Raw genomic sequence first — 12,774 nt, 5'->3', positions numbered from 1 at the left:
AGATGTTGATTCAAGTGCCTACACCTTCAAAAAAATATGAAGTGGAAGTACGTCCGGGATTATTGAAAGAAGCGGGAAGAAAGATAGAAGTCATTGCCCCTGCTTCTTCTTATTTAATTGTGGCTGATGAAACTGTTGCGTCACTTTATTTAAAGACGCTCATTCATTCGTTTTCAAAAGAAGTAAAATGCTTTCTTGTGCCGAGTGGTGAGCAGTCAAAATCAATGAGGATGTTTGAAAAGCTATCGGCTTACTGTCTTGAGCAGGGGCTGGACCGTTCTACCGTTATTGTTGCTTTTGGTGGAGGAGTAGTGGGTGATTTAGCTGGCTTCGTTGCGGGAACTTATATGCGTGGAATTCGTTTTGTACAGGTGCCGACAACTTTGCTTGCTCATGACTCCAGCGTAGGTGGAAAAGTAGCAGTGAATTTAACTAAAGGCAAGAATATGATTGGTGTGTTTCATCAACCAGAAGCTGTTCTCTTTGATACTGGCTTACTTAAGACGCTTCCACAAAAAGAATGGCGGTCCGGTTTTGCTGAAATTGCTAAACTTGGATTAATTTCTGACGTTTCTTTTTATAATTGGTTACAAGAGCATATTTTTCATTTAGACGCGGTTGAAGAAAGTATAGTTACCAAGATGATAGGCAGAGCCGTACAGATTAAAGCAAATATTGTTAGTGAAGATGAACGTGAACAAGGAATTCGTGCTTATTTGAATCTAGGTCATACACTTGCACATGCAATTGAAGCAGAAATGGGATATGGCGGAATCACTCATGGAGAGGCTGTGGCGATAGGTATTCGTTTTGCTTTAAACGTAAGCAACAAATTTTTAGGAAGTAAAGTTGATGTTGACAATTTTACAGAATGGTTTGACAGCTTAGGGTATTCACTCCATATACCAAAAGATTTAGATGCAGAACGGTTGCTCGAGCGCATGCGGACGGACAAAAAAGCAACTCATGGTAAATTAATGATGGTCTTACTTAAAAAAACAGGAGTAGCTTGTGTTACAGAAGTGCCTGTTGATGTAGTACGTACAATGCTTATACAAGAATTGGAGGCAGTAATATGATTCGCGGAATTCGTGGTGCCATTACAATCGAAGAAAATGAAGCGAAACAAATAGAAGTAGCAACAGAAAAGGTTGTTCGTGAGATGATAGAACTTAATCATATTGATCCAGAGTCAGTTGCTCAAGTTATTATAACCGCGACCACAGATATTGATGCTGGATTCCCTGCCAAGGCATTGCGGAACATAAATGGATGGCAATATGTCCCGGTAATGTGTGCACAAGAAATACCAGTTAAAGGTAGTTTGCCAAAGTGTATTCGCATTATGATGTCAGTAAATACAGAGTGCGATCAAAAAACTGTCAAACATGTGTTTTTAGAAAAGGCAAAGATGTTACGTCCCGATTTGGTTAGTGAGTGATTACTGTGGAGATGGTTGACGCATTTCAGGAATTCAGTTAAACTATTTTGCAAGTAATAGTTGAGAAGTTAGTTAGAGTTGAGATTAGTTGAGAATGAGTTGAGCGGAGTAGAGTGGAGTGAAATATAAATAAGCGCATAGTGCGTTTTTTTAGTATACCTTCTTTTAAAGGCGGTCCTGAAACCGTCAACCCTCCAAACGCTCTTCATTTTCACAGAATTAGGAGTGTGAAAAATGAAGAAAACCTCTTTTAAATCCTTTAGTCAAGCACACTTACAATATGGTTTAAGTAAGTACAGGGAAGATGTGTTTGCTGATGGATTAACACCTATCCAAATGTTCCAGATCTTTAAAGAAACAGCTGCTTTTTTATTGGAAAGCAATGATGCGGAATCTGAATGGTCGAATTATTCGTTTATTGGATTAAAGCCAATATATGAGTGCAAGGAAGACGAAGGGCAATATACAACCGTTTCTATTCAGACAAACAAAGTAATTGTTAAGGCTGATTCGTTTGATGAATGTTATAAACAAACGGTCCAGTTCTTGAATCCAGAGCCAAGTGGAAATGACATTCCTTTTCAAGGCGGTGCCGTTGGTTATATTAGCTACGAGGCTGTTCGCGAAATGGAGCCAATCCTTAATAAAACCAACAAAGGTTACGAAGGCACGAAAAGGCATTTTATCATTTGTGAACAAATTCTAGCTTTAAATGAAAAAACAAAAGAATTGTCTTTCATTCAGCATGTTGAATCAGATGGTTGTTCTGCTAAAGACGCATATCATTATGCAAAAACGTCTGTTAAACAGCTTATTTCAACCTTAGAGCATCCACCACCATCTTCATTATTATCGCTTAACCATGTCAGTGCGAATTCAATGCCTGTCACATCAAATTATACGAAGCAAAGATATATCGATGCCGTTCAAATAATAAAAGAGTATATTCAAGCTGGAGATATTTTTCAAGCAGTTTTATCACAACGACTTCAAATGAACGTAACGGTAACAGGTTTTGATCTTTACCGAGTCCTTCGCTACATTAACCCTTCTCCTTATATGTTTTATATTAAAGTGGGGCAAAAGGAACTAATTGGGAGTTCACCGGAAAAATTAGTTGCGGTATTTAACGGTCATGTTGAAGTTCACCCGATTGCAGGAACTCGAAAACGAGGCGAAACGAAAGAAGAAGATGATAACCTTGCCACTGAGTTACTAGAAGATCAAAAAGAACGAGCAGAGCACCATATGCTTGTTGATTTAGCTCGAAATGATGTCGGAAAAGTATCCAGATATGGTTCTGTAGAAGTACCTACTTTTCTAGAAATCGGAAAATTTTCCCATGTTATGCATCTCGTTTCTAAAGTGACTGGTAAGCTAGAACGCTCGAAAACCGCAGCTGATGCTTTAAAAGCGGCTTTTCCAGCGGGGACTTTATCTGGCGCTCCTAAAATTCGTGCAATGCAAATTCTTGATGAACTTGAGCCTACAAGTAGAGGGATATATGGTGGGGCAATTTGTTATTTAGATTTTAATGGAAATATGGACTCGTGTATTGCCATTCGTACCATCGTGCTCGAGTCAGGAACAGCGACCATTCAGGCAGGAGCTGGAATCGTTTCGGATTCTGATCCAGAGAGTGAATATGAAGAAACATTGAATAAAGCAAAAGCGCTCATTCGAGCGATTGAGCAGACTGAAGCCATGTTTGGAGCTGGGGTGGTGCATCATGATTAAAGACGTTTTAAATAAATGCTTAAATCATGAGACATTATCAGAGCAAGAAGCAGAGCAAATGATGCTAGAAATGATGACTGGTCATTTAACAGAAAGTCAGGTCTCAAGTCTACTTACACTGATGAGTTTTAGGGGCGAGTCGATTGAAGAAATAACTGGTTTTGCTAGAGCGATGCGTCGAATGTCAACGAAATTGCCTCATCGGGTTGAAGGTACAATTGATACATGTGGGACCGGTGGAGATGGTCTCAATACGTTTAATGTTTCAACGGCAACTGCGATTGTGCTCGCTTCAATGAATATTCCAGTAGCGAAACACGGAAATCGTTCTGTTTCTTCAAAAAGTGGCAGTGCAGATGTTTTAGAGTTGCTTGGCATCGATATTCAAGCAACTGCAGAGTCAGCAGCGACCTCACTTAAACAAAATGCTTTATGTTTCTTGTTTGCACCTAACTATCACCAATCGATGCGTCATGTAGCAAATGTGCGTAAAGAGATTAGTTTTCGGACCATATTTAACATTCTGGGTCCGTTAACGAACCCAGCTGAAGCGCGTTATCAATTATTAGGGGTTTATGATGAAGCAACGGCGATAAAAATGGGGCGTGCTCTTATCCAATTAGGTAGCGATCATAGTTTACTCGTAACAGGAGCCAATGGGCTTGATGAGTGTGCGATCCACGGGAATACACATGTTGTGGAAGTTAGTGGGAAAGAGCTGATTACGTATCGTTTTTCCCCTGAAGATGTTGGATTGGCTACAGGTAACCTGACAGATATTCAAGTAAACACTCCACAAGAAAGCGCTAAACTGATTTTGGATGTGTTTAAAGGAAGCGCGCCAACCGCTGCTTCAGACATTGTTGCTTTAAATGCAGGTGCGGCTCTGTATGCGCGCAATGATGTAACATCGATTGCTGAAGGAGTACATCACACAAAGAAGGCACTTGAGTCAAAACAAACGCTGCGCTATTTAGAGCTGCTAACGCAATCAAATGGGGGGAGAAAGCATGCTTAAAGAGATTCTCGAAACGAAGAAGAAGGAAATAGAAGGACTAATGTTACCGGAATATCGTTCCTTTCCAAGAAAAAGTTTACGAAAGTCGCTCTTATCCCCTGTCCATTCACTTGGGTTAATTGCAGAAATCAAGCGAGCATCTCCTTCAAAAGGCATGATTGCTGAACATATATCTCCAGCAGAAATTGCAAAAGTATATGAAAGTTCGGGTGCTTCAGCGATAAGTGTACTAACTGATGAACACTATTTTAAAGGGAACCGTGCTTATATAGCGGAAGTGAAGCAAGTGACTACTTTGCCAGTATTACGAAAGGATTTTATTCTTTCAGAGCTTCAAATTGAAGAAACTGCACGTCTTGGGGCAGATGCACTGCTTTTAATAGCTGGTACTGTAGAAATGGAGCAATTACAAGCTTTATACAATAAAGCCTATAAGTTAGGACTGGAATGCTTAGTCGAAGTCCATAGTGAGATGGAATTAAAACTTCTTTTAAGTCAATTCACTCCAGAAATTATTGGAATTAACAACCGTAATTTAAACACTTTTGAAACATCATTGGCTCAAACGGAGCAAATGGCAGCATTCATTCCTAAAGGTGTCGTCATTGTATCGGAGAGTGGAATCCATCATGCACAGGATATAGAACGGGTTCGAAAAGCTGGTGCAAACGCAGTTTTAATTGGTGAATCTTTAATGCGAAACGAAGATAAGGAAACGGCAATTCGAACTCTCTTTTCTGAAAGTGTAGCCACAGAATGAAATTAAAGTATTGTGGACTCCATTCACTGGAAGATGTTCGCATGGCTGGAGCATCGTCTTGTCACTATCTAGGTTTTGTTTTTGCAGAGAGCAAAAGGAACGTTCAAGTAGAGCTTGTTGCTAAATGGATTAAACAAGCAAAAATTCACAAACAACAAACGGTTGCTTTGTTTGTGAATGAGAACCTTCAAAATATAAAGCGAGTAATGAGTACTCACGCCTTTGATGTGATTCAACTACACGGAATGGAAAATCCATGTTTTGCGAATCAGCTCCGAAAAGAAACATCGGCAAAAGTGTGGAAGGCTATTCACCATGGAGAAGCTTCTCTGGACTTAATGCGAAGCTTTAACGGCAGCGTCGATGGATTTATCGTTGATTGTCGTTCTAAGAAAGCTTGGGGAGGAACGGGAGAATCGTTTGATTGGAGAGAAGTTCCGCGTTACCTTGAAGAAGGAAAACGTCAAAATGTCCCTGTGTTCATCGCTGGAGGAGTAAATCCTGATAACGTATCGAAATTAGTGCTCTATAAACCTGATGGCATTGATGTTTCTAGTGGAATCGAAATAGATGGTAAGAAAAGCGCGATTCAGATGGCTCGTTTAGCAAAGGAAGTGGGATGAGAATATGGATTTAAAAACAATGCCGAATAATGATGGTCGTTTTGGAGAGTATGGTGGACAATATGTCCCTGAAACATTGATGACGGCAATCGAAGAATTAGAAGCAGGTCTCGATGAAGCAATGAATGACAGTACTTTCAAAGAAAAATTAAATGAAGTTCTTCAAGAGTATGCAGGCAGAGAAACTCCACTTACGTATGCGGCAAATGTTAGTGAGCGTATTGGTGGAGCTGCTATTTATTTAAAACGTGAAGATTTACTTCATACAGGTGCTCATAAATTAAATAACGCATTAGGTCAAGCGCTTTTGGCTAAACGAATGGGCAAAACGAAGTTAGTGGCAGAGACTGGTGCGGGGCAACACGGTGTCGCAACTGCCACGATTGCTGCTAAATTTGGCATGGAATGTAAAGTGTTTATGGGTGTTGAAGATATGGAACGCCAACAACTTAATGTATTTAGAATGGAATTGCTAGGGGCGGAAGTAGTTCCAGCCGAATCCGGTAGCCAAACGTTAAAAGATGCTACAAATGAAGCAATTCGTTATTGGGTCGCTCATGCGGAAGACACATTTTATTTAATTGGCTCTGTAGTAGGCCCGCACCCTTATCCCAAAATGGTTCGTAATTTCCAACGGGTCATTGGGGATGAGTCAAAGCAACAATTGCTCAATCGGATAGGCAGATTGCCTGATAAGATTATTGCCTGTGTAGGTGGGGGCAGTAATGCAATCGGTATGTTTTATCCTTTTTTAGACGATGAAAACGTGAATTTAATTGGAGTTGAGGCTGCTGGGTTTGGTACAAAAACAAGCAAACATGCTGCCACAATTACAAATGGAAAAAAAGGAATCATTCATGGTTCTTTAACCTATTTGCTTCAAGATGAAGCTGGTCAAATTACTGAACCTTATTCAATCTCAGCCGGATTGGATTATCCTGGTGTAGGTCCAGAACATGCTTATTTGGCTGATGCCAAACGTGTCGAATACAAAGCGGTGACTGACCATGAGGCGCTGGAAGCATTATCATTTCTCGCAAAAGAAGAGGGAATTATTGCTGCAATTGAATCTGCCCATGCGCTCGCGGAGGCATACAAACAAGCGAAGGATATGTCAAAAGATGAAGTTATTCTTGTTTGTTTATCAGGCAGAGGCGATAAAGATATGCATACGTTACAATCCGTATTTAAGGAGGGGGACAAATGAGCGAGCGCCTAACGAATGCATTAAAAGCAGAAAGGCTGTTCATTCCGTTTTTAACCGCAGGAGATCCTGTTCCTGAAGCGACAATTGATTTAGCACTCGCATTGGAACAAAGCGGAGCCCATGTGCTTGAATTAGGCATTCCTTATACAGATCCGCTTGCTGATGGTCCGACGATTCAAGCGGCATCCAAGCGGGCGTTGTTAAATGGAATGACGCTTACACAGGCGATGGAACTAGTCCCGCAGATGAGAAAACAAGGCTTAACCATACCTGTGATCGTATTTACGTATGCGAATCCTTTATATCAATATGGATTTGAACGTTTTGTAGAAACGGCATCCGATTATGAAATCGATGGGGTTTTAGTGCCTGATTTACCTTTTGAAGAAAGTAATGCTTTTGCAGCTAAATGTAAGTCAAAAGGATTAGCGTTAATCTCTCTAATTGCACCTACGTCTAATGAAAGAATAAAAAAGATTGCTTCATCGGCGCAAGGGTTTTTATACTGTGTTTCTTCTTTAGGTGTAACTGGTACACGGAAAGAACTACATCCAAAACTGCAAAGCTTTTTGGACCTTGTGAAGGGGGAAGCGACAATTCCTTACGTGGTGGGCTTTGGAATAGGCGATTATAAACAAGTCGAAGAAATGAATCGTCATGCGAATGGTGTCGTCATTGGTAGTGCAATAGTTGAGCAAATCGGAAAGCATGAACAAGCCTTAAAAAAGGAATCTAGTAGATTAGAAGCCATAAATGAAATCAAAGGATTTGTTCAAAAGCTGCTTTATGCTCCGCAAGTACGGTAAATTAATGTTGCTAGCATAGCGCTTTTTTCGTAGGATTACTAGTAAGACTAATTGAGGTGGGTGGAAAAGAATGTATACAAAGAAACAAATACAAGGGTTGCCGGCTTATGCGCCTGGAAAACCGATTGAAGATGTAAAAAGAGAGTATAACTTGGAAACGGTTGTGAAGATGGCTTCAAACGAGAATCCTTACGGAGCATCCTCTGCTGTTGCAAAAGCTATTTCAGCCGTGGCGGGAGAAACAGCTTTATACCCAGACGGTTATGGAACAGAGCTTCGACAAGCATTGGCAGCTAAGCATGGAGTCGATGAAAAGCAGATTATATTAGGAAATGGTTCTGATGAGGTCATACAATTTTTATGTCGAGCGTACTTGACTTCAGAGACAAATACAGTGATGGCTACTCCTTCGTTTTCTCAATACAAACTAAATGCGACGATTGAAGGTACTACTATTATTGAAGTACCTGTCAAAGATGATGGATCCCACGACCTGGACAAGATGCTCCGAGAGATTAATGAGAATACACGAATCGTTTGGGTATGTAATCCGAATAACCCAAATGGTGTAGCGATTGATTCAGATTCATTTGTTGCATTTCTAGAAAAAGTACCTAACGACTGTTTGGTTGTTTCAGACGAGGCATATTTTGAATATGTAGAAGGGGAGGATTTCCCAGATAGTGTTGCCTTAATGAAGCAAATTCCTCAGCTTATCGTGCTTAGAACATTTTCAAAAGCATATGGACTAGCAGGACTTCGAATTGGATATGGTATTGCACAGGAGACAATCGTCCAAGCAATCGATCCAGTCAGACCTCCATTTAATAATAATGTCATTGGACATACTGCTGCTCTAGCTGCGCTAGCAGATGAAGAATTTATAAAAAGTTGCCGTGAAAGAAATGGTGTAGAAAAGGCGAGGTTACGTAATTTTTTTGAAGAGCTAGGCATGTTTGTATATCCATCAGAGACAAATTTTCTTATGATAGAAACGGGAATACCCGGAAATCAGCTATTTCAAGCTTTTTTAGAAAAGGGGTTTATACTCCGTTCTGGGGAGGCATTAGGTTATCCAACTGGTATTCGTATCTCAATTGGAAGTGCCACGGAAAATGATGCGTTCTTGAAGGTTGCTCCGGGAATAATTGAACAGTTTAGTTCAAAACAAGCTTAGAAAGAAGAGGCAGTGATGGTTGGAATGAAACGTGAAGTTCTTATTATAGGTATGGGTTTGATTGGTGGTTCCATTGCGCTCTCCATCAAACAAGATAGGCATGTGCACATTAAAGGATTTGATATTTCTAAAGAGCAACTTAGCATCGCAAAATCTCTAGGTGTAATTGATGAGGCTGTAAATGAGATAAAAAGCGGAGCTGCCAATGCAGATTTTATCATTCTGGCAGCTCCAGTTAGCAAAACGATTGAATTAATGAAAGAACTAGCGTCATATACGTTAAAACCAGGAGTCATCATTACCGATGTTGGTTCAACAAAGCAAGATATTGTTGAGGCGGCTACCATTTTTAACGAATCAGTGACATTTATTGGTGGTCATCCGATGGCTGGCTCACATAAGTCAGGTGTTGAGGCAGCAAAAGCGCATTTGTTTGAAAATGCATTTTATGTGCTAACACCTACTAAGACGGTTGAGCCGCGTGAAATCATTGCTTTACAAAATTTGCTTAAGGGTACGAAAGCCCGTTTTTTGCAACTAGAGTCAAAGCAACATGACAAAATGGCAGGTACTGTTAGTCATTTCCCTCATATCATTGCAGCAAGTCTTGTTCATCAGCTCCAAAAAATGGAACATACAGAGCCTGATGTAGTAAGACTTGCAGCAGGCGGATTTCGTGATATAACGAGAATCGCTTCCGCTAGTCCGATCATGTGGCGGGACATTTTATTACATAACAAGGAAGAAATGTTGCGTTTATTTGATGAATGGGAAACTGAAATGACATGCATTAAGCAATTTGTATCCGACCAAGATGGAGAAAAGATTTATCAGTACTTCCAACAAGCTAAAGCGTTTAGAGAGGGATTGCCAGAACGAGATAAGGGAGCGATTCCAGCATTTTACGATTTATTTGTTGATGTGCCCGACCATCCAGGTGTCGTTTCTGATGTTACTCATATCTTAGCCGAAAGATTAATTAGTATCACAAATATTCGCATTTTAGAAACGAGAGAAGATATCATGGGAGTGCTTCGGTTAAGTTTCCGTTCTGACCAAGACCGAGTATCTGCTAGAGCAGCATTAAATGATCAAATGTACGAGACGTATGTTCTATAAAGGGGGAGCCATGAGTAATTCAAAAAAATTAGCAAGAGCTCATTCAGGTTTAGTTGGGGAGCTAATGATTCCAGGTGACAAATCAATCTCACACCGAGCAGTTATGTTTGGCGCTATGGCAAATGGAACAACCGAGGTAACCGGTTTTTTGTCTGGAGCAGACTGTTTAAGCACGATTGCTTGTTTTCGAGAAATGGGCGTTCACATCGAGCAGAAAGATGATTCCGTTACAATTGTAGGTAACGGATTAGATGGTCTTAAAGAACCAAAGACGGTTCTTGATGTCGGCAATTCTGGAACGACGATTCGTTTAATGTTAGGTGTGTTAGCTGGACGACCTTTCTATTCAACAATCGCAGGTGACGAATCTATTGCTTCAAGACCAATGGCGCGAGTAACAAAACCAATGAAACAAATGGGAACTAAAATTGATGGTAGAGACTCTGGTAATAAAACGCCACTCTCTGTTCGTGGAGGAACATTAAAGGCAATTGATTATGTTATGCCAGTAGCGAGCGCGCAAGTGAAATCAGCGATCTTATTGGCCGGTCTTCAAGCAGAGGGACGAACGTCTGTAACAGAGGCGAATGCAACGAGAGACCACACGGAGAGAATGTTAACAGCTTTTGGAGTAAGTGTAGAAAAAGAGAAAAATACTATATGTATAAATGGGGGGCAATCGTTACAAGCAACGAATGTCCATGTTCCAGGAGATATATCATCTGCCGCTTTTTTCTTAGTAGCAGGATGCGTCGTTGAAGGTAGTCGTATCGAAATGAAAAATGTAGGTTTAAACCCAACACGAGCTGGAATCTTAAAGGTGCTAGAACGTAGTGGTGCAAACCTAACCATTCATGAAACGTCAAATAATGGTGGGGAACCACGGGGGAATGTACAAATTAGTGGTGGAGAATTAACTCCATTTATCATAGAAGGTGAAGAAGTGCCGACCCTTATCGATGAGATCCCTGTTTTAGCAGTCTTAGCAACGCAAATAAAGGGAACAAGTATTATTCGTGATGCAGAGGAGCTAAAAGTGAAAGAAACCAATCGAATTGATACAGTGGTTGGAGAACTTGCTAAGCTAGGGGCCGACATCGAAGCGACCGACGATGGGATGATCATACGTGGGGGGAAACCCTTAACCGGTGGTAGCGTTATATCACATGGAGATCATCGGATCGGTATGGCACTTGCAATTGCGGCATTATGCGCTCAAGGGGATGTCACCCTTCAAGAGTTTGATGCAGTCAATGTGTCTTATCCGCGTTTCTTTGCTGATTTGTCTTCGCTAATGGATTAAAAAAAGAGTCATGGCATAATGAGTTGCTATGGCTTTTTTTTTGAAAAAAAAAAGCCCATTTGCAAACGTAAGCGTTTACAAATGGGTTTAGCTATAAAAGCTAATAATGTATGGATAGGAGTGGAGAGAAACCATACGCTAATTAGATAATAATAGAAAACGCTTACAAAGTCAACATGATCAATTAAAATTAAAAAATTATTTTAAACAATTGGGCAAACAGAATGGTTGAATCAAAGAGTTTGCTTACTATAAAATAAAAGAAAGTAGCAAATTAAAGGAGCATGTCTGTGACTATAAAACAGGAAATATACACGATCATTGAAACAGGAAACGTAGAACAAGCACTTGATCTTTTAGCGGCATATGCTAAAAGCAACGATCATGAGCAAATTTTTGAAGCAGCAGAGCTTTACCATGAATTAGGTCATGTGGATAAAGCGCAGCCATTAATTGAGCTGCTAATGGGGTTATATCCAGAAGAAGGGTCATTGTTGGTTATGGCTGCAGAATTAATGATTGATGCTGATCAAGAAGATGATGCGATTGAATATTTGCTTGATGTAAGAGTAGATGATCCAAGTTTTCTTCAAGCGCAATTATTACTTGCAGATTTGTACCAGTTGCAGGCGCTTGATGAAGTTGCAGAACAAAAGCTTCTTGCAGCTGCAAAACAAGCTCCAGATGAATTAATTATCACATATGCTTTAGGCGAATTTTATTTAGATCAAGGTGAATATAATAAGGCAATTCCTTATTTAAAACAAGCCTTACACGCTGACCTTGGAGAAGTGAATGTTGGATTAGCGTTAGCAGAAGCCTATAGTGCTAACGGTCAATTTGAAGACGCACTATCTTTGTATCATCAACAAAAGAATAGTGAATTGTCGCCAAATCATCTATTTAATTTTGGTTTTACAGCCTTTCAACAAAAGGATTACACTGTTGCAATTGAGCAATTAGAGACAGTTAAAACACTGGATGCTGACTTTACTAGTGTATATGTACCGTTAGCTCGTGCATATGAAGCAGAAAATCGTTTAGATGAAGCGTTGGAGACGTTAACGACTGGTATGAGAATGGATGAATTCAATGATGCTTTGCCACTACTTGCAGGTAAATTGTTATTAAAAATGCAAGATCCGACTGGCGCTGAACAATATTTACGTCAGGCAATTGCATTAAATCCAGCAAATGTTGAAGCTTTACAGACGTTATCTGCTTTCTTAAAGCAGAATGAACGAGCGGTTGAATTGGATGATTTGATTAACCACGCTAAGGAATTTGGAGAGACAGATTCGCTTTTAACTTGGTATCAGGCATATGCAAAAGCAGATATGGAACAATATAATGAGGCAAGAATTTTATACGAAGAAGCTTATTTAACCCTTCAAGAGGATAGTGAATTCTTAAGTGAATATGGACAATTCATGCTTGAAGAAGGGGACCGTAAGAAAGCTCTTGTTTTAATCAAAAAGGCCTACCAATTAGACCCTTCTAATGGGGAGCTTATAGAATTAATTGAGGAATTACAAAACGATTCATTTTAATGTGCGGGATTTGTTGAAAACAATTGTTTGATT

12 protein-coding genes are annotated in these 12,774 nt (G+C 40.0%); all 12 read left to right on the top strand.

All coding sequences use genetic code 11. The features are described from left to right. Positions 1-2 precede the first annotated feature (2 nt). The 12 genes from aroB to BK584_RS02690 all read left to right on the top strand — a co-directional run bounded on the left by aroB (position 3) and on the right by BK584_RS02690 (position 12,741). Positions 3-1,079: a 3-dehydroquinate synthase gene (gene aroB / locus BK584_RS02745; protein WP_078391169.1), complete on the top strand. Its 1,077-nt coding sequence runs from the start codon at positions 3-5 to the stop codon at positions 1,077-1,079. Continuing rightward, a complete protein-coding gene (gene aroH / locus BK584_RS02740) occupies positions 1,076-1,441 on the top strand; it encodes a chorismate mutase (RefSeq protein ID WP_078391168.1) in 366 nt (121 codons plus the stop codon). Before aroB ends, aroH begins: the two co-directional genes overlap by 4 nt. A gap of 234 nt (positions 1,442-1,675) precedes the next feature. Further along, entirely contained in the window at positions 1,676-3,178 is a 1,503-nt protein-coding gene (gene trpE / locus BK584_RS02735) for an anthranilate synthase component I (protein ID WP_078391167.1), read from the top strand. Continuing rightward, positions 3,171-4,196: an anthranilate phosphoribosyltransferase gene (gene trpD, locus BK584_RS02730; RefSeq protein ID WP_078391166.1), complete on the top strand. Its 1,026-nt coding sequence runs from the start codon at positions 3,171-3,173 to the stop codon at positions 4,194-4,196. The genes trpE and trpD overlap by 8 nt, the downstream gene beginning before the upstream one ends. Next, positions 4,189-4,956, top strand: a complete 768-nt coding sequence (gene trpC, locus BK584_RS02725; RefSeq protein ID WP_078391165.1) for an indole-3-glycerol phosphate synthase TrpC — start codon at positions 4,189-4,191, stop codon at positions 4,954-4,956. The genes trpD and trpC overlap by 8 nt, the downstream gene beginning before the upstream one ends. Beyond that, entirely contained in the window at positions 4,953-5,579 is a 627-nt protein-coding gene (locus BK584_RS02720) for a phosphoribosylanthranilate isomerase (RefSeq protein WP_078391164.1), read from the top strand. Before trpC ends, BK584_RS02720 begins: the two co-directional genes overlap by 4 nt. A gap of 4 nt (positions 5,580-5,583) precedes the next feature. Then, positions 5,584-6,786 (top strand): tryptophan synthase subunit beta, encoded by a 1,203-nt coding sequence (gene trpB, locus BK584_RS02715; protein WP_078391163.1) that lies wholly within the window; start codon positions 5,584-5,586, stop codon positions 6,784-6,786. Beyond that, the gene (trpA, locus tag BK584_RS02710; RefSeq protein ID WP_078391162.1) at positions 6,783-7,592 is read left to right on the top strand and encodes a tryptophan synthase subunit alpha; all 810 of its coding nucleotides are present in this window, start codon (positions 6,783-6,785) and stop codon (positions 7,590-7,592) included. Before trpB ends, trpA begins: the two co-directional genes overlap by 4 nt. 70 nt (positions 7,593-7,662) lie before the next feature. Beyond that, positions 7,663-8,769, top strand: a complete 1,107-nt coding sequence (gene hisC, locus BK584_RS02705; protein WP_078391161.1) for a histidinol-phosphate transaminase — start codon at positions 7,663-7,665, stop codon at positions 8,767-8,769. Positions 8,770-8,793: 24 nt separating this feature from the next. After that, positions 8,794-9,888 (top strand): prephenate dehydrogenase, encoded by a 1,095-nt coding sequence (locus BK584_RS02700; RefSeq protein WP_078395364.1) that lies wholly within the window; start codon positions 8,794-8,796, stop codon positions 9,886-9,888. A gap of 10 nt (positions 9,889-9,898) precedes the next feature. Continuing rightward, complete coding sequence (aroA, locus tag BK584_RS02695; RefSeq protein WP_078391160.1) at positions 9,899-11,191, top strand: 3-phosphoshikimate 1-carboxyvinyltransferase; 1,293 nt, start codon at positions 9,899-9,901, stop codon at positions 11,189-11,191. A 290-nt stretch (positions 11,192-11,481) separates the two neighbouring features. Further along, on the top strand, positions 11,482-12,741 hold the full coding sequence (locus BK584_RS02690; RefSeq protein ID WP_437182727.1) for a tetratricopeptide repeat protein: 1,260 nt from the start codon (positions 11,482-11,484) through the stop codon (positions 12,739-12,741). The last annotated feature ends 33 nt before the right edge of the window (positions 12,742-12,774 follow it).

The sequence above is a fragment of the Shouchella patagoniensis genome, from assembly GCF_002019705.1.
GTDB lineage: Bacteria > Bacillota > Bacilli > Bacillales > Bacillaceae_D > Shouchella > Shouchella patagoniensis.
This window is presented reverse-complemented; position numbering and strand designations above follow the sequence as displayed.

Bases quoted from the DNA above. Each gene is read 5' to 3' on its own strand.
- aroB (WP_078391169.1), top strand. From the start codon at position 3: ATGTTGATTCAAGTGCCTACACCTTCAAAAAAATATGAAGTGGAAGTA.
- aroH (WP_078391168.1), top strand. From the start codon at position 1,076: ATGATTCGCGGAATTCGTGGTGCCATTACAATCGAAGAAAATGAAGCG.
- trpE (WP_078391167.1), top strand. From the start codon at position 1,676: ATGAAGAAAACCTCTTTTAAATCCTTTAGTCAAGCACACTTACAATAT.
- trpD (WP_078391166.1), top strand. From the start codon at position 3,171: ATGATTAAAGACGTTTTAAATAAATGCTTAAATCATGAGACATTATCA.
- trpC (WP_078391165.1), top strand. From the start codon at position 4,189: ATGCTTAAAGAGATTCTCGAAACGAAGAAGAAGGAAATAGAAGGACTA.
- BK584_RS02720 (WP_078391164.1), top strand. From the start codon at position 4,953: ATGAAATTAAAGTATTGTGGACTCCATTCACTGGAAGATGTTCGCATG.
- trpB (WP_078391163.1), top strand. From the start codon at position 5,584: ATGGATTTAAAAACAATGCCGAATAATGATGGTCGTTTTGGAGAGTAT.
- trpA (WP_078391162.1), top strand. From the start codon at position 6,783: ATGAGCGAGCGCCTAACGAATGCATTAAAAGCAGAAAGGCTGTTCATT.
- hisC (WP_078391161.1), top strand. From the start codon at position 7,663: ATGTATACAAAGAAACAAATACAAGGGTTGCCGGCTTATGCGCCTGGA.
- BK584_RS02700 (WP_078395364.1), top strand. From the start codon at position 8,794: ATGAAACGTGAAGTTCTTATTATAGGTATGGGTTTGATTGGTGGTTCC.
- aroA (WP_078391160.1), top strand. From the start codon at position 9,899: ATGAGTAATTCAAAAAAATTAGCAAGAGCTCATTCAGGTTTAGTTGGG.